Source organism: Streptomyces sp. NPDC032161, assembly GCF_040636995.1.
Lineage (GTDB): Bacteria > Actinomycetota > Actinomycetes > Streptomycetales > Streptomycetaceae > Streptomyces.
In genome coordinates, this window is sequence record NZ_JBEZVN010000005.1 from 81,343 (window position 1) to 98,614 (window position 17,272).

Genomic DNA, 17,272 nt, shown 5'->3' on the forward strand with positions numbered 1-17,272 from the left:
AGTGCGCCAGGCATTCCCGGTGGCCCGGCCCCCGGGCCGGTGACCTGTCCGGCCCGGGGGCCGTCGGGCCGCGGTCCGACCCGTTCGACGGCCCGGGGGTTCGGCGGCCGCCCGCGGCGCGGTCGGCGGACCGGCTGCCGATGAGCCGGCCGCCAGGCTCCGGCCGGCGGGGCCCGGCTCCGACTGCCCTGCCCGCCGGGCCCCGATCGTGCCCCGTTGCCGTGTTTCATGCCCGAGGTGTCCGGAATCCGGCGAACTCATGTACGGGAACAGATATTTGGGTCCGCGAGGGGCATTGACAGATCGGCCGCGAAGGAATCCCATTCAGTGATGGTTAGGAACCTTTCCTAACGCGGATCTGAAAGGGAGCACCCGTGCGCGGTGACCGCCCCCCACGTCGTGCCGCTGCCGTACTCGCCGGCCTCAGCTGTCTGCTTCTGCCCCTGGTGGGTCACGTTCCGAGGGCGATCGCCGCCTCGGATGCGGGTGACCGGGGTGCCGGACCCGCCCCGGCCGCCGCGAGCGGCCTCGAGGACACCGAGTCCGCGACGGCCGCCGTCGGGAGTGCCCACCGGCACGGCGACGCCGCCCGTCGGCATCACCCCGCGCCCCGCCCCTTCCGGTCCGTCCACCGCGACCGTGCCCGCGGACCGGGCACCGGCGCGGACGCCCGCGGCGGGGCGTCCCGGGCCTTGCGCGAATCCACCGAGATCGTCGTCCAGTACCAGGGCTGAGGAGATCCCATGCGCATCACCATCAGGAAGCCGGCCGTCGGCGGAGCGGCGCTCGCCGCAGCCGGACTGCTGCTGCCGCTGCTCGGCGCACCGTCCGCGACCGCGGTGGCGTCCGGTGCCGCGGCCGGTCCCGCGGTGCCGTTCGGCAGCCACACCTTTCCGTACGCGGCGGGAACCCTGAAGCCGTCCGGCTCCCAGTCCACGCTCGACCAGGCCGTGGTCAAGACGTACAACGCCTGGAAGTCGGCGTTCGTCAAGAAGAACTGCGGCAACGGCTGGTACGAGGTGATCTCGCCGGACGCGGACCACCCCTACGTCGCCGAGGCCCAGGGCTACGGCATGGTCATCACGGCGACGATGGCCGGTGCCGACCCGGACGCGAAGACCGTCTTCGACGGCTTGGTCAAGTACGTGCTCGCGCACCCCTCGGTCAACAACTCCAACCTCCTCGCCGCCGAGCAGAACTCCTCCTGCAAGAGCGTCAACGGATCCGACTCCGCGACCGACGGCGACCTCGACGTGGCCTTCGGGCTGCTCCTCGCCGACAAGCAGTGGGGATCGTCCGGCACCTACAACTACAAGGACCTCGCGGTCAAGCGCATCAACGCCATCAAGAAGAGCGAGATCAACCCGACCACCCACCTCACGCTGCTCGGCGACTGGTCGGACTCCGGGGAGTCCCACCACTGGATGACCCGCTCCTCGGACTGGATGCTCGACCACTTCCGCGCCTTCAAGAAGGCCACGGGCGACAGCACCTGGGACACCGTGCGCACCGCCCACCAGAAACTGATCACCGGTCAGCAGTCCACGTACGCGTCGAGCACCGGGCTGCTGGCGGACTTCGTCGTCAACACCAACGGCACGGCAAAGCCCGCACCGGGCGAGGTGCTGGAGGGCCCCAACGACGGCGACTACTCCTGGAACGCCTGCCGCGACCCGTGGCGCATCGGCGCCGACGCCGTCACCGGAGGGGGCAGCGCCTCGCTCGCCTCGGCGCGCAAGATGAACTCCTGGATCAAGTCCAAGACGGGCGGCGACCCCAACAAGATCGTCACCGGCTACCGTCTCAACGGCAGCGCGTTCGACAGCGGTCACGACATGGCCTTCACCGCCCCGTTCGCCGTGACCGCGCTGACCGACCCCGGTTCCCAGGCATGGCTCGACGCGCTCTGGAAGAAGATCGCGGGCACCTCGATCGACCCGGGCTCCTACTACGGCGGAAGCGTCCAGCTCCAGTCGATGATCGTCGCGTCCGGCAACTACTGGGTTCCCTGACGGAGGTTCGGATGCGGGGCGGAACACTCACCACTGCACGGAGAGGAACGGCGGCCCTCGCGGTGACGGCGGGCGGCAACAGGATCCGGCTCACCTCCACGACGGCCGACGGACTGCCCAACCTCGACTACATCGACGTCACGGTCACCACACCGGACAGCACGCCTCCCACCGCGCCCGGAACCCTGTCCACGTCGGGGCTCACCGCGAACGGCGTCGCCCTGAAGTGGGGCGCGGCGACGGACGACACGGCCGTCACCGCGTACGAGGTGGGCAGCGGGAACACCGTCTACAAGACCGTGACGGGCACCCCGCCCGCCACCACGACGACGCTCACGGGACTCGCCTGCGCCAGCCCGTACTCCCTGGACGTCGTCGCGAGGACGCCGCGGGCCATGTCTCGCCCCCCCCGCTGTGGCGGGTACCCATCGACGGCGAGAACCTCGGCACACCCACCGCGTACTACGTCGGCTCCATCGGTCGGCTGCGCACGGTCACCGCGGTGCCCGGCCGGGACGAGTTGTGGCTCTCCACCACCAACTGCGACATCAACGGGAAGGAGCCGCCCGGCGCGGACAAGCTGTTCCGCGTCTCGATCACCTGAGGACCGTCCCGTACCGCCCATGTGCGCGGTGCCGTGCCGCCGGGTCACGGCACCGCGCACCGTGCCTCAGCGGTACAACGCGTCGACCTCCGCCGCGTACGCCGCCTCGATCGCCCTGCGCTTCAGCTTGAGCGAGGGGGTCAGCAGACCGTGCTCCTCGCTGAACGGACGCGCCAGTATCCGGAACGTACGGATCGACTCGGCCTGGGACACCGACGTGTTGGCGGCCACCACCGCGCGCCGGATCTCCGTCTCCAGGCCCGGGTCGCGCACCAGCTCCTCCGGCCGGAGCGGCTCCCGGCCCTGCATGGCGAGCCAGTGCTCCACCGCGTCCTGGTCGATCGTGACCAGCGCCGCGACATACGGCCGGTCGTTGCCGACCACCAGGCACTGCGCGACCAGCGGATGCGCCCGCACCCGCTCCTCCAGGCCGGCCGGGGACACGCTCTTGCCGCCCGACGTCACCAGGATCTCCTTCTTCCGCCCGGTGATCGTCAGATAGCCGTCCGCGTCGAGGGACCCCAGGTCCCCGGTGGACAGCCAGCCGTCGCGCAGCACCGCCGCGGTCGCCTCCGGATCGCCCAGGTAGCCCGCGAACACATGGGGGCCGTGCACCCACACCTCGCCGTCCTCCGCGATGTGCACCGTGGTGCCCGGGACCGGCTGCCCGACCGTGCCGTACCGGGTGCGCTCCGGCGGATTGGCGGTGGCCGCCGCGGTCGACTCGGTCAGCCCGTACCCCTCGTACACGGTGACCCCCGCGCCCTCGAAGAACAGCCCGAGCCGCCGGTCCATCCCGGACCCGCCGGACATGGCGTGCCGGATGCGGCCGCCCAGCGACTCGCGCACCTTCCGGTACACGACCTTGTCGAAGAACTGGTGCTGCACCCGCAGTCCGGCCGACGGCCCCGGACCGGTGCCGAAGGCCCGCGCCTCCATCGCCTCCGCGTACGTGACCGCGACGTCCACCGCCTTGTCGAACGCGACGGCCCGCCCCTCGGTCTCGGCCCTGCGCCGGGCGGCGTCGAAGACCTTCTCGAAGACGTACGGCACGGCGAGGACGAACGTCGGCCGGAACGAGACCAGGTCCGGCATCAGGGCCTTCGCCGACAGGTCCGGCTGGTGGCCCAGCTTCACCCGGCCGCGGACCGCCGCGACCTCGACCATGCGGCCGAAGACGTGTGCCAGCGGCAGGAACAGCAGGGTGGTCGCCTCGTCGCCGGGCCGGGACCGGAAGACCGACTGCCAGCGGGAGGCCATGGTGTCCGTCTCGAACATGAAGTTGGCGTGCGTGAGCACGCAGCCCCTCGGCCGTCCCGTGGTCCCGGAGGTGTAGATGACGGTCGCCACCGATTCGGGGGTCACCGCGCGCCGGTGGCGGTGCACGACCTCGTCCTCGACCCGGCCGCCCGCGTCGACCAGTTCGGCCACCGCGTCGGCGTCGAGCTGCCAGAGACGCTTGACGCCGGGCAGCCGGTCGATCACCGACGCCACCGTCATCGCGTGGTCCTCGTGCTCGACCATGACGGCGGACACGTCCGCGTCGTGCAGCATCCAGTGGACCTGCTCGGCCGAGGACGTCGGATACACGGGCACGGACTGGGCCCCGACCGACCACAGTGCGAAGTCGAAGAGCGTCCACTCGTAGCAGGTGCGGGACATCAGAGCCACCCGGTCGCCGAACCGGACGCCGTGCGCGATCAGCCCCCTGGCCAGCGCCAGCACCTCGTCGCGGAACGCCGCCGCGGTGACATCGCGCCAGATTCCGTTCGCGTCCTTGCGGCCCAGGGCGATCCGGTCGGGCTCGTCCTCGGCGTATTCGAACACCACGTCGGCCAGTCCGCTCACGAGAGGAGCGGCCGCCATGGGTGGGACAGTGAAATCGCGCAATGACCTGCTCCTCGTGGCGCTCCGCACAGCGCCGCGACGGTACCCCAACGGGCGGCCGGGCGGGAGGGGCCCGGACAGGCGGGCGACGCCGCCCACGCACGGGCCGACCACCGATATCCGGCCAGATGGGCAAGGCCCGGGCGCGGCTGAGACCGCGGAGTAAGGGGCCGGCGCCGGAATCTCCACCCAATCCGTACGCGGCGATCACGCGGATACGCGACGATCACCCGTCTTCGGGGCGGATGTGCTCGTGTTCGGGCCGGATGCGGGGATACCGGGGGTATCGGTCCGGGTCGGCCCGGTCCGGCGTGCGGATCAGCCGGTCGGCGCCCGCCAGGATCGCCGCCGCCAGGGCGTCGGCGGCCTCGTGCGATCCGCCGGCCCCCGGCGCCCCGTCCCCGCGGCGGCCGTGCAGCAGGACGAAGTCCACACCGCCCAGGTCGGGCAGGGCGGACCTGGGCGGCAGCGGCGCCAGACCGGGCGGGACCAGGCCCCGGCTGTGGGCCATCACGCCGAGCCCGGCACGGGCCGCCGCGACCAGACCGTTGAGGCTCGTACTCGTGCACGCGATCCGCCAGGACCTGCCGTGCCGCTCCAGGGCCTCCAGGGCGCGGGCCCGGGTGATGCCGGGCGGCGGGTACAGCACCAGCGGAACCGGACGGTCCGGGTCGATCCGCAGGCGCGGCGCGCCGATCCAGGTCAGCGCGTCCCGCCAGACAAGTTCCCCGTGCGTGTCTCCGGTGCGCCGCTTGGCGAGCACCAGATCGAGCCGGCCCGCCGCCAGGCGCTGGTGCAGGATCCCGGAGAGTTCCACCGTCAGCTCCAGCTCGACCTCCGGATGATCGCGGCGGAAGGACTCCAGGATCTCCGGCAGCCGCGTCAGGACGAAGTCCTCGGAGGCCCCGAACCGCAGCCGCCCCCGCAGCCGCGTCCCCGCGAAGAAGGCCGCGGCCCGTTCGTGGGCTTCCAATATCGTCCGGGCGAAGCCGAGCATCGCCTCGCCGTCCGGGGTGAGGTCGACCCGGTGGGTGTCGCGGGTGAACAACGGCCGCCCCGTCGCGTCCTCCAGGCGCCGCACGTGCTGGCTCACCGTGGACTGCCGCACCCCCAGCCGACGGGCGGCCTGGGTGAAGCTCAGGGTCTGGGCGACGGCGAGAAACGTCCGGAGCTGCGTGGGGTCGTACATGGAACCCCAGGCTATCGCGGATCGTGATGACAGTGAGAGTGGTATACGGGATTCCCGATGGCCCCGCTCCTCAGCAGGATGGGAGGGTACGAACGGATCCGAGAGAACGCGTGGAGCACATGAGCCGCCGCACCCCGAGGCTGCCGTCCTGGCTGCCGGTCGACCCGTACATCCTGGCGCTGATCGGCACGGTCGCGGTCGCGGCGATACTGCCCGCGTCCGGGGCCGCCGCGGACGTCGCGGGCGGTGCATCGACCGGAGCGATCGCGCTTCTCTTCTTCCTGTACGGCGCCCGCCTCTCCACCGCCGAGGCCGTCGACGGCCTCAAGCACTGGCGGCTCCACCTCACCGTCCTGGCCTGCACCTTCGTGGCGTTCCCACTGCTCGGGCTGGCGGCGCGGGGACTGGTGCCGTACGTCCTGACGCCGCAGCTCCACAGCGGCTTCCTCTTCCTCTGCCTCGTCCCCTCGACCATCCAGTCCTCGATCGCCTTCACCTCCATCGCCCGCGGCAACGTGGCCGCGGCGATCTGCGCGGGCTCCTTCTCCTCGATCGCCGGAATCCTCCTCACCCCGCTGCTCGCCGCGGCGCTGCTCGGCGACAGTGGCGGCGGCTTCTCGGCGGACGCGCTGCTGAGGATCGGGGTCCAGCTGCTGCTGCCGTTCGTGGCCGGGCAGCTGCTGCGCCGCTGGGTCAATGGCTTCCTCACCCGCCACAAGAAGATCCTCGGCTACGTCGACCGCGGCTCGATCCTGCTCGTCGTCTACACGGCGTTCAGTGAGGGCATGGTCACCGGCATCTGGCACCAGGTCACCCCGGCCCGGCTCGGGGCGCTGCTCGGCGCCGAGGCGCTGCTGCTCGCGCTGATGGTGACGCTGACCTGGTACGGGGCGAAGCGGCTGGGGTTCGGCCGGGCGGACCGGATCGCCGTCCAGTTCGCCGGATCGAAGAAGAGCCTCGCCTCCGGGCTGCCGATGGCGAGCGTGCTCTTCGGCGCGCAGGCGTCCTACGCCGTGCTGCCGCTGATGCTCTTCCACCAGATGCAGCTGATGGTGTGCGCGGTGCTCGCCAAACGCCGCTCGCGCGATGTGCCGGAGGCGGCCCCGGAGCGCACGGAGCAGGCCTCGGGGCCGGTGGGACCTCGCGTGGAGCGTGCGGAGACGCCCGTGGGGCATGCGGAGACGTCCGTGGCGCCGGGGACCGGTGAGGAGGAGCCGGGGCGGCGGCGGGACGATGCGGTGGCCGAGGGGGCCTCGACCTGACACAGGGCCCGTCGGCCGGGGGCGCGGCCGGAGCGTCGGCCCGGCGGCGGGCCGCGACCGGCGGATCGCGACCGGTTCCGGCCGGCTCCTCCCGACGCAGGCGAGCGGGGCGGTGCGGTGCCGGTCGGCCCGTGGGGCGCCGTCCGGGTGGGGCGGTCAGTCCCGGCGGACCGCCGGTTCCAGGGCCATGCGGTGCTCGCCCGCGTACACGTTCATCGACGGGCCCCGCAGGAAGCCCACCAGGGTCAGTCCGGTCTCGGCCGCCAGGTCCACGGCGAGGGACGACGGGGCCGAGACCGCCGCGAGCATCGGGATCCCGGCCATCACGGCCTTCTGGGCCAGTTCGAACGAGGCCCGTCCCGACACCAGCAGGATCGTCCGGGACAGCGGCAGCCGTCCGTCGGTCAGGGCCCGGCCGACCAGCTTGTCCACCGCGTTGTGCCGGCCGACGTCCTCCCGGACGTCGAGGAGCTCGCCCGCCTCCGAGAACAGTGCCGCCGCGTGCAGGCCGCCGGTGCGGTCGAAGACCCGCTGGGCCGCGCGCAGCCGGTCCGGCAGCACCGCGAGCAGCGCGGGCTCGACCAGGAGCGGGGGAGCGTCCGCGATCGGGTGCCGGGTGGTGGTGCGGACCGCGTCGAGGCTCGCCTTGCCGCACAGCCCGCAGGACGACGTGGTGTACACGTGACGTTCGAGCGCGATGTCGGGGACCGGGACGCCGGGGGCGAGCTTCACGTCCACCACGTTGTACGTGTTCATGCCGTCCGCGGTCGCCCCGGCGCAGTAGACGATCGACTGCACCTCGGAGCCGTCGCCGACGACGCCCTCGCTCACCAGGAAGCCCGCCGCCAGCGCGAAGTCGTCGCCCGGGGTGCGCATCGTGATGGCGAGCGGCCTGCCGTTCAGCCGGATCTCCAGGGGCTCCTCGGCGACGAGCGTGTCGGGGCGCGCGGAGACCGCCCCGTCCCGGATGCGGATGGTGCGGCGGCGCTCGGTGACCCGTCCCATAGCCGTGAACCCGTTTCCCGTCGTGCGGTGAGGCCGCCCCGGCCGTTCCGCCGTCCTGTCCTCGTGCTGTGCTCGACCTGGCACATGCGTCCTGACACATGGAGTCTGCCATCGCGGCCGATGCGGCGTGCGCGCGGAGGGTGGTGGCCGTCGCCCCCCGCCGACCTGCGGGACCGACGGCTGCGGGCCGCGCGGGCCACGGCTCCGGCGTCCGGGCCCGGGCGGTGGACGGGGCAGTGATCGAACCTCCAACGAGCGCGTGCCATTCCTGTGGGAACACGTGTCCCCGTACCGGTCGGTAGCGACCAAGACTGGATGGCTCCTGCCATACGTAGCGAGGGGAACCTGTACATGACCGGCTCACGTGTCGTGGCGCTCGGCCACTATCAGCCCGCCAGGGTGCTCACCAACGAGGACCTGGCGGCCATGGTCGATACCAGCGACGAGTGGATCACCAGCCGCGTCGGCATCAGGACCCGGCATGTGGGAGGGCCCGACGAACCGGTCGACGAACTGGCCGCGAACGCGGCGGCCAAGGCGCTCGCCTCGGCGGGGATGCGGCCCGACGAGATCGACATGGTCCTGGTCGCCACGTCCACCGCGATCGACCGCTCACCGAGCATGTCGGCACGGGTCGCCGCCCGGCTCGGCATGGACTCGCCCGCGGTGATGGACATCAACGTGGTGTGTTCCGGCTTCACCCACGCCCTCGCCACCGCCGATCACACCATCCGGGCCGGCGCGGCCGAGCGCGTCCTGGTGATCGGTGCCGACAAGATGGGGGATGTCGCGGACTGGACCGACCGCAGCACCTGCGTGCTCGTCGGCGACGGAGCCGGAGCCGCGGTCGTCGTCGCGGACCGGGACCGCTCGGGGACGGACGGTCGGGACCGGCCCGGGATCGGCCCCGTGCTGTGGGGTTCGGTGCCGCGGATGGGGAACGCGGTACGGATCGAGGGCACGCCCCCGCGCTTCGCGCAGGAAGGCCAGTCGGTGTACCGCTGGGCCACCACACAACTGCCGCCCATCGCCCGCAAGGTGTGCGACAAGGCCGGTGTCGCGCCGGAGGACCTGGCCGCGGTGGTGCTGCACCAGGCGAATCTCAGGATCATCGAGCCGGTCGCCAGGAAGATAGGCGCGGTCAACGCGGTCATCGCCCGGGACGTCGTGGAGTCCGGCAACACGTCGGCCGCCTCCGTCCCGATGGCCCTGTCCAAGCTGGTGGAGCGCGGAGAGGTGCACACCGGCGACCCCGTGCTGCTGTTCGCCTTCGGCGGGAACCTCTCGTACGCGGGTCAGGTGATCCGCTGCCCCTGACGCCCGTGGCATCGCCCGCGGGGCGGCGGCGTCGCACCCCGGGGCCCGCCTCGTCGCCGGGCGCCGGGACGCGACGCCGTGCCGCGGCCGGAACGGCGCCGCGCCGAGACACGGCGTCGTTCGCACCGGTTGCTTTGTCCACGGTGTGGAAAAAGTAGGTGCGGATTCCCGCACGACTTCTTCCCACTCCCGTCGACCGCTGCTACGTTCCCCTCGAAAGCCCGGACGGACTGGCCGATGCGGCGGGGAGGGGCGCGTGAGACGCATGACGGCACGACCCGCGAACGCGCACCAGGCGCGGCTGCTCAGGCTGTTGCGCGACGGCGGTCCCCACTCGCGGGCTCAACTGGGGGACCAGGTCGAACTCTCCCGCTCCAAGCTCGCCGTCGAGGTCGAGCGGCTGCTGGGGACCGGACTCGTCGTGGCCGACGGCCTCGCCGCCTCCCGCGGCGGACGCCGCTCCCACAACATCCGGCTCGACCCGCGACTGCGTTTCCTCGGCGTCGACATCGGGGCCACGTCCGTCGATGTGGCCGTCACCAACGCCGAGTTGGAGGTCCTGGGCCACCTCAACCATCCCATGGACGTGCGCGAGGGCCCCGTCGCCGTCTTCGAACAGGTCCTGGCGATGGCGGCCAGGCTCCGGGCCTCCGGGCTCGCCGAGGGCTTCGACGGCGCGGGCATCGGCGTACCCGGTCCGGTGCGTTTCCCCGAAGGCGTACCGGTCGCCCCGCCGATCATGCCCGGCTGGGACGGATTCCCGGTCCGCGAGGCGCTCAGCCAGGAACTGGGCTGCCCCGTCATGGTCGACAACGACGTGAACCTGATGGCGCTGGGGGAGCGGCACGCCGGGGTCGCGCGCTCCGTCGGCGACTTCCTCTGCGTCAAGATCGGTACGGGAATCGGCTGCGGCATCGTCGCCGGCGGCGAGGTCCACCGGGGCGCGACCGGAAGCGCCGGGGACATCGGGCACATACGGGTCGAACCCGACGGACGGCTCTGCGCCTGCGGCAACCGGGGCTGTCTGGAAGCCCACTTCAGCGGTGCCGCGCTCGCCCGTGACGCCGAGGAAGCGGCACGTGCCGGGCATTCGGCGGAACTCGCCGGCCGACTGGAGGCGGCCGGAGCACTCACCGCCGCCGACGTGGCGGCCGCCGCGGCCGCCGGTGATCCCATCGCGCTCGGCCTGATCCGCGAGGGCGGCAACCGGGTCGGCCAGGTCGTCGCGGGACTCGTCAGCTTCTTCAACCCCGGCCTGGTGGTGATCGGCGGCGGGGTGACCGGCCTGGGGCACACACTGCTCGCCAGCGTCCGGACCCAGGTCTACCGCCAGTCGCTGCCACTGGCCACCGGCAACCTCCCCATCGTGCTGGGCGAGCTGGGGCACGCCGCCGGAGTGATCGGCGCGGCCCGGCTCATCAGCGACCACGTGTTCTCACCGGCCTGACCCCGGGCCGGTGGCACATCGGCACCACCGCCTCCGCAACCCGTCTCCACCTCCGTACACCGTGAGCCCGGACCCCGGCGAAGCCGGACCCGTGCAGCCGCAAGCCCCGCACCAGCGCACACGTACAGCCCGTGGACGTGGACGAACTCGCGCACACGCACCCAGGTACCGCCCCGCTCGCCCACCGGCCTTCCCCAGGCTCCCGGCTGCGCCGGAGCAGGGGAGACCCCATTCGCCGAGGGGATTCGTCATGGCACCAGAACCACCCCTGCTCACCATGTCCGGCATCACCAAGTCGTTCCCGGGAGTCCGCGCCCTCGACGGTGTGGACCTGGAGGTCCGGGCCGGTGAGGTCCACTGCCTCCTCGGCCAGAACGGCGCCGGGAAGTCCACCCTCATCAAGGTGCTCGCCGGGGCCCACCGGCCCGACGACGGCGGGATCACCTGGTGCGGCGAACCGGTCGGGCTCAAGTCGCCCGTCGCCGCGATGCGCCTGGGCATCGCCACCATCTACCAGGAACTCGACCTGGTCCAGGGCCTCTCGGTGGCCGAGAACGTCTTCCTCGGCCATGAGCCCACCACCGCGCGCTTCCTCGTCCGCGCCCGCCGGGGGCGCGCGGCCGCGGCAGCGCTGCTGGGGCGCCTGGGGCACCCCGAGATCGATCCGGCGCACGAGGTCGGCCGGCTGTCGGCGGCCCAGCAGCAGATCGTCTCCATGGCACGGGCGCTCTCCCACGACGTGCGGCTCATCGTGATGGACGAGCCGACCGCGGCGCTCGACCCGGACGAGGTCGACAACCTGTTCCGCGTCGTCGCCGCCCTCACCGCCGAGGGAGTGGCCGTCGTCCACATCTCGCACCGGCTGGACGAGATCCGCCGGATCGGCGACCGGGTGACCGTGCTGAAGGACGGACGGGCCGTCGCCATGGGGCTGCCCGTCCGGTCCACGCCGACGCGCGACATCGTCGCCATGATGACCGGCCGGGACGTCGAGCACGTCTTCCCGGCCCGCACCGCGCGCGGCGCGCACCCGGCGGCCGAACCCGTGCTGAAGGCCGAAGGGCTGGCCAGGAAGGGCGAATTCGAGCCGCTGGACCTGGAGTTGAGGCCGGGCGAGATCGTCGGCCTGGCCGGACTCGTCGGCTCGGGACGCTCCGAGATCCTGGAGACCGTCTACGGGGCCCGCAGGCCGACCGCCGGACGGGTCACCGTCGCGGGCCGGCGGCTCCGGCCCGGCAGCGTCCGCGCGGCGGTCGCCGCCGGTGTCGGGCTCGCCCCCGAGGAACGCAAGGCGCAGGCCCTGCTGATGCTCGAGTCCGTCACCCGCAACGTCTCCGTCTCCTCCATGTCCCGCTTCGCCCGGGGCGGTTGGCTGGACCGAGGGGCCGAACGCCGGGCGGCCCGCGCCGCGATCCGCGAACTCTCCCTGCGCCCCGACAACCCCGACGCCCCCGTCCGCACGCTCTCCGGAGGCAACCAGCAGAAGGCCGTCCTGGCCCGCTGGCTGCTGCGCGGCTGCCGCGTCCTGCTGCTCGACGAACCGACCCGCGGCGTCGACGTCGGCGCCCGCGCCGAGCTGTACGCGGTGATCCGCCGACTGGCCGACGAGGGCCTCGCCGTCCTGCTCGTCTCCAGCGAGGTGCCCGAAGTGCTGGGCCTCGCCGACCGGGTGCTGGTGCTCCGCGAGGGCCGCGTGGTGCACACGGCGCCCGCCGGGGAGCTGGACGAGCACCGCGTACTCGACCTGGTGATGGAAGGGAGCCCGACATCATGACACAGCCCGTCTCCTCGGCACGGCAGGGCGGGCCGGACAGTGCGCACGCCCCGGACGCCGGATCCCCGAAGCGGGACACGACGCCGCGCGCCTTTGGACCGCGCGTGGACGTGCGCACCCTCTCGCTCCTGGGCGTCCTCGCCGTCCTGATCGCCGTCGGCGGGTTCACCGAGCCCGACGCCTTCCTCGACACCGGCAACCTCCAGCTGATCCTGACCCAGTCGTCCGTCATCGGTGTCGTGACCGTGGGGATGACCTTCGTCATCACCAGCGGCGGCATCGACCTCTCGGTCGGCGCCATGGTCGCGCTCGCCTCCGTCTGGGCGACCACGGTCGCCACCCAGGAGTACGGCTTCGCGGGGATCCTGTTCACCGCCGTGGTCGTCGGGCTCGCCGCCGGGCTGGTGAACGGGCTGCTCATCGCGTACGGGCGGATGGTGCCGTTCATCGCGACCCTCGCGATGCTCGCCTCGGCACGCGGACTCGCCCTCCAGATCACCGACGGGAAGACACAACTCGTCACCGTCGGGTCCGTGCTGGACCTGGGGCTGCCCGACTCCTACGTCCTCGGCGTCCCGCCGCTGGTCATGATGTTCGCCGCGGTCACCGTCATCGGCTGGCTGCTGCTGAACCGCACCACCTTCGGGCGCCGTACGGTCGCCATCGGCGGCAACCCGGAGGCGGCCCGGCTGGCCGGCATCGACGTACGACGACAGCGGCTCCTCCTCTACCTGCTGTCCGGGCTGTGCTGTGGCATCGCCGCGTTCATGCTCGTCATCCTGTCCGGCTCGGGACAGAACACCAACGGCAACCTGTACGAGCTGGACGCCATCGCCGCCGCCATCATCGGCGGCACCCTGCTCAGCGGCGGGCGCGGCACCATCGTCGGCTCGGTGCTCGGCGTCCTCGTCTTCACCACCGTCACCAACATCTTCGCGCTCAACAACCTCCAGAGCGACGTCCAGCAGATCGCCAAGGGCGCGATCATCGTCGCGGCCGTCCTGGTCCAGCGCCGCACCTCCGCGCCCGGCGAGACCTGACCCACCCGCACGGGCACGCCCCTCGACGCCCGTCCCCCACCCCGTTCCCCGTAGGACACGCAACGCACCGGATGAAGGGTTGGACAGCCATGCCAGAAACCAGCCGCAGAGGACTGCTGTTCGGGACCGCGGCCGTCTCCGCGGGCGCCTTCCTCACCGCCTGCACCAGCAACGAACCCAAGGCCGCGGACGCCGCGCGCAGCGGCGGAGCCGCGGCCGACACCGAGCCCGGCAAGCACGTCACGATCGGCTTCGCGGGTCCCCAGGCCGACCACGGCTGGCTCAACGCCATCAACGAGAACGCCGCCTCGCGGGCGGCGAAGTACTCCGACGTGACGCTGGAGACCACCGAGGGCTCCAACGACACCGCCGCCCAGATCGGCCAGGTCAAGACCCTCATCAACAAGAAGGTCGATGTCCTGGTCGTCCTCCCCGCCGACGGCAAGGCGCTGACGCAGGTCGGCCTGGAGGCCATGCGGGCCGGTATCCCCGTCGTCAACCTGGACCGGGTCTTCGCCTCCCCGCAGGCGTACCGCTGCTGGGTCGGCGGCGACAACTACGGCATGGGCCTCAACGCCGGTACGTACATCGGCGAACAGCTGAAGGACAAGGCGGACGCCAAGGTCGTCGAACTGGCCGGCATCGACAACCTGGAACTCACCAAGCAGCGCAGCCAGGGCTTCGCCGACGCGCTGAAGAACTATCCCAACATCGAGCTGGTGGCCCGTCAGGCGGCCGAGTTCACCGTCGAGTCGGGCCAGGCGAAGACGGCCCAGCTCCTCCAGGCGCAGAAGAGGATCGACGCCCTGTGGAACCACGACGACGACCAGGGCGTCGGGGCGCTGCGGGCCATCCAGCAGGCGGGCCGCGACGAGTTCCTGATGGTCGGCGGCGCCGGGTCCAGGTCCGCGATGGACGCCATCAAGGCCGACGACGGCGTGCTGAAGGCCACCGTCCTCTACCCGCCGACGATGGCCGCCTCCGCGATCGACCTGGCCCGCGCCCTCGCCCAGGGCAAGGGCGTCGGCGGCCTGGCCGAGCTGGAGATCCCGACCGGTCTCACCCTCTACTCGGCGGTGGTCACCAAGGAGAACGTCGACCAGTACCTGCCGACGGGCTTCAGCTGAGCCGCCTCGGGGAGGGCACCGGCCCTCCCGCCGCCCCGGAGGAGGGTGCCTGTCGCCCCTTCCGCCGCACCCATCGAACGACCGACGAGGAGGAAGCCCGGATGGCCCGCAGGGAAGAGACGGCACAGCAGGCCGAGGCGCCGACGGCGCACCGGCCGGTGCCGAGCGCGCCCACGATCGGGATCGGCATGGTCGGGTACGCGTTCATGGGCGCCGCCCACTCACAGGGGTGGCGCACCGCCGGTCACGTCTTCGAGCTGCCGATGAGACCGGTGCTGGCCGCGATCTGCGGACGCGACCGGGCGGCGGTCGACGCGGCGGCGGCCCGCCACGGCTGGGCGGCGGCGGAGACCGACTGGCGGGCCCTCGTCGCCCGGAACGACGTACAGCTCGTCGACATCTGCACCCCCGGCGACAGCCATGCCGAGATCGCGATCGCCGCGCTGGAGGCCGGCAAGCACGTGTTGTGCGAGAAGCCGCTGGCCAACACGGTCGCCGAGGCCGAGACCATGGCCGAGGCGGCCGAACGGGCGGCGGCGCGCGGCCAGGTGGCCATGGTGGGCTTCAACTACCGCAAGGTGCCCGCGATCAGCTACGCCCGGAGGCTGATCGGCGAGGGCCGGATCGGACCCCTGCGCCACGTCCGCGCCGCCTACCTCCAGGACTGGCTCGTCGATCCCGGAGCACCGCTCACCTGGCGGCTGCGACGGGAGCGGGCGGGTTCGGGGGCACTCGGCGACCTGGGCGCGCACATCGTCGATCTGGCGCAGCACCTGGCGGGGGAGCCGCTGACCGGGGTCTCGGCGGTCAGCAGGACGTTCGTGACGCGACGGCCGCTGCCGGCCGGGCCGTCCACCGGTCTCTCCGCCGACGTCGGTACCGACGCGCACCGGGAGGACGTCGACCGCCGGGACGGCGACGGCGGCGGATACGAAGAGGCAGGGGGCAGGGACGGGGCGGTGACCGTCGACGACGCGACCGTGTTCACCGGCCGGTTCGCCTCCGGTGCGCTGGCCTCCTTCGAGGCGACCCGGATGGCAGCCGGACGGAAGAACGCGCTGCGCCTGGAGATCAACGGGGAGCGCGGCTCGCTCGCCTTCGACCTGGAACGCCTCAACGAACTGTCCTTCCACGACCACTCCGAACCCGCCGCCACGGCGGGCTTCCGGCGCATCCTCGTGACCGAGCCCGAGCATCCCTACCTGGAGGCGTGGTGGCCGCCGGGCCACGCCCTCGGTTACGAGCACACCTTCGTCCACCAGGCCCGCGACCTGGTGCGGACGATCGCCGAAGGGACCGCCCCCGCACCGTCGTTCGCCGACGGACTCCAGGTCCAGCGGGTGCTCGCGGCGGTTCAGGAGAGCGCCGAGAAGAACTCCGTACACACCCCCGTGGTTCTCTAGGAGGTCCCGCGCATGCCCCGTCCCTTCACCCTGTTCACCGGTCAGTGGGCCGACCTGCCGCTGGAGGAGGTCTGCCGGCTCGCCCGCGACTTCGGCTACGACGGTCTCGAACTCGCCTGCTGGGGCGACCACTTCGAGGTGGACAAGGCCCTGAGCGACCCCGGCTACCTGGACGGGCGGCGCGAGCTGCTCGACCGCTACGGGCTCAAGTGCTGGGCGGTCTCCAACCATCTCGTCGGCCAGGCCGTCTGTGACCACCCGATCGACGAACGCCACCAGGGCATCCTGCCCGCCCGGGTCTGGGGCGACGGAGAACCCGAAGGGGTGCGCCGCCGGGCCGCCGAGGAGATGAAGGACACCGCCCGCGCCGCGGCCGCCTTCGGGGTGCGCACCGTCGTCGGCTTCACCGGCTCCTCCATCTGGCACCTGGTCGCGATGTTCCCGCCGGTTCCGCCGCACATGATCGAGCGCGGGTACGAGGACTTCGCGGAACGCTGGAACCCGGTCCTGGACGTGTTCGACGCCGAGGGCGTGCGGTTCGCCCACGAGGTGCACCCCGGCGAGATCGCGTACGACTACTGGACCACGCACCGCGCGCTGGAGGCCGTCGGCCACCGGGCGGCGTTCGGGCTCAACTTCGACCCGAGCCACTTCGTCTGGCAGGACCTGGACCCCGTGGGATTCCTGTACGACTTCCGGGACCGGATCCACCACGTGGACTGCAAGGAGGCGCGCAGGCGGCTGGACGGCCGCAACGGGCGCCTCGGCTCGCACCTCCCGTGGGGCGATCCGAGGCGGGGCTGGGACTTCGTCTCCGCGGGGCACGGCGAGGTGCCGTGGGAGGACGTGTTCCGGATGCTCCGGTCCATCGACTACGACGGGCCGGTCTCCGTGGAGTGGGAGGACGCGGGGATGGACCGGCTGGTGGGGGCGCCGGAAGCGCTCGCCACGCTCAGGCGGTACGACTTCGAGCCGCCGTCCGCCTCGTTCGACGCGGCATTCGGGGGCGGCGACTGAGGACGTCCTCGCGTACGGCGGGAAGGCGGGCCCGGCGACCGTCCGCGCCCACGGCGGGTGCGGTGGCAGCCCGGTGTCCTCGCGCACGGCCGGGGGAGCGGTGGGCCGCGTTCATGCGGTGGTCGGCCCTGTGCCCGCCCGGTGCTCACCGCTGCCCTCGGCCTGCCCGTATCCGACCGCCCCCTGCC

General features: G+C 72.4%; 14 protein-coding genes. 10 read left to right on the forward strand and 4 right to left on the reverse strand.

Annotated elements, in window-relative coordinates; genetic code table 11:
* Positions 1 to 446 precede the first annotated feature (446 nt).
* Both AB0E67_RS14625 and AB0E67_RS14630 read left to right on the forward strand, forming a co-directional pair.
* Positions 447 to 734 carry a hypothetical protein gene (locus tag AB0E67_RS14625; protein WP_362025775.1) on the forward strand — a complete coding sequence of 96 codons (288 nt, stop codon included), beginning with the start codon at positions 447 to 449 and terminating at the stop codon, positions 732 to 734.
* Positions 735 to 743: 9 nt separating this feature from the next.
* Positions 744 to 2,012, forward strand: a complete 1,269-nt coding sequence (locus AB0E67_RS14630; protein ID WP_362025778.1) for a glycosyl hydrolase family 8 — start codon at positions 744 to 746, stop codon at positions 2,010 to 2,012.
* Positions 2,013 to 2,139: 127 nt separating this feature from the next.
* On the opposite strand, the gene AB0E67_RS14635 is transcribed toward AB0E67_RS14630, so the two are convergent.
* The 3 genes from AB0E67_RS14635 to AB0E67_RS14645 form a co-directional block, all read right to left on the reverse strand.
* On the reverse strand, positions 2,140 to 2,298 hold the full coding sequence (locus AB0E67_RS14635; protein WP_362025781.1) for a hypothetical protein: 159 nt from the start codon (positions 2,296 to 2,298) through the stop codon (positions 2,140 to 2,142).
* A 384-nt stretch (positions 2,299 to 2,682) separates the two neighbouring features.
* Positions 2,683 to 4,482, reverse strand: coding sequence for a long-chain fatty acid--CoA ligase (locus tag AB0E67_RS14640; RefSeq protein ID WP_362025784.1), 1,800 nt, complete (start codon positions 4,480 to 4,482; stop codon positions 2,683 to 2,685).
* A 247-nt stretch (positions 4,483 to 4,729) separates the two neighbouring features.
* Positions 4,730 to 5,692: a LysR substrate-binding domain-containing protein gene (locus AB0E67_RS14645; protein WP_362025787.1), complete on the reverse strand. Its 963-nt coding sequence runs from the start codon at positions 5,690 to 5,692 to the stop codon at positions 4,730 to 4,732.
* Positions 5,693 to 5,811: 119 nt separating this feature from the next.
* On the opposite strand from AB0E67_RS14645, the gene AB0E67_RS14650 reads away from it, so the two are divergent.
* Positions 5,812 to 6,954 (forward strand): bile acid:sodium symporter family protein, encoded by a 1,143-nt coding sequence (locus tag AB0E67_RS14650; RefSeq protein ID WP_362025790.1) that lies wholly within the window; start codon positions 5,812 to 5,814, stop codon positions 6,952 to 6,954.
* A 156-nt stretch (positions 6,955 to 7,110) separates the two neighbouring features.
* Here AB0E67_RS14650 and fdhD read toward each other — a convergent pair whose 3' ends face one another.
* Positions 7,111 to 7,959 carry a formate dehydrogenase accessory sulfurtransferase FdhD gene (gene fdhD / locus AB0E67_RS14655; RefSeq protein WP_362025793.1) on the reverse strand — a complete coding sequence of 283 codons (849 nt, stop codon included), beginning with the start codon at positions 7,957 to 7,959 and terminating at the stop codon, positions 7,111 to 7,113.
* A gap of 351 nt (positions 7,960 to 8,310) precedes the next feature.
* On the opposite strand from fdhD, the gene AB0E67_RS14660 reads away from it, so the two are divergent.
* The 7 genes from AB0E67_RS14660 to AB0E67_RS14690 all read left to right on the forward strand — a co-directional run bounded on the left by AB0E67_RS14660 (position 8,311) and on the right by AB0E67_RS14690 (position 17,084).
* Positions 8,311 to 9,276 (forward strand): beta-ketoacyl-ACP synthase III, encoded by a 966-nt coding sequence (locus tag AB0E67_RS14660; protein ID WP_362025795.1) that lies wholly within the window; start codon positions 8,311 to 8,313, stop codon positions 9,274 to 9,276.
* 265 nt (positions 9,277 to 9,541) lie between these two features.
* Positions 9,542 to 10,723 (forward strand): ROK family protein, encoded by a 1,182-nt coding sequence (locus AB0E67_RS14665; protein WP_362025798.1) that lies wholly within the window; start codon positions 9,542 to 9,544, stop codon positions 10,721 to 10,723.
* 250 nt (positions 10,724 to 10,973) lie between these two features.
* Entirely contained in the window at positions 10,974 to 12,497 is a 1,524-nt protein-coding gene (locus AB0E67_RS14670) for a sugar ABC transporter ATP-binding protein (protein WP_362025801.1), read from the forward strand.
* Positions 12,494 to 13,537, forward strand: coding sequence for an ABC transporter permease (locus tag AB0E67_RS14675; protein WP_362025804.1), 1,044 nt, complete (start codon positions 12,494 to 12,496; stop codon positions 13,535 to 13,537). Before AB0E67_RS14670 ends, AB0E67_RS14675 begins: the two co-directional genes overlap by 4 nt.
* A gap of 89 nt (positions 13,538 to 13,626) precedes the next feature.
* Complete coding sequence (locus AB0E67_RS14680) at positions 13,627 to 14,664, forward strand: substrate-binding domain-containing protein (RefSeq protein ID WP_362025807.1); 1,038 nt, start codon at positions 13,627 to 13,629, stop codon at positions 14,662 to 14,664.
* A gap of 101 nt (positions 14,665 to 14,765) precedes the next feature.
* On the forward strand, positions 14,766 to 16,067 hold the full coding sequence (locus tag AB0E67_RS14685; protein ID WP_362025810.1) for a Gfo/Idh/MocA family oxidoreductase: 1,302 nt from the start codon (positions 14,766 to 14,768) through the stop codon (positions 16,065 to 16,067).
* Positions 16,068 to 16,079: 12 nt separating this feature from the next.
* Positions 16,080 to 17,084, forward strand: a complete 1,005-nt coding sequence (locus AB0E67_RS14690; RefSeq protein WP_362025813.1) for a sugar phosphate isomerase/epimerase family protein — start codon at positions 16,080 to 16,082, stop codon at positions 17,082 to 17,084.
* The last annotated feature ends 188 nt before the right edge of the window (positions 17,085 to 17,272 follow it).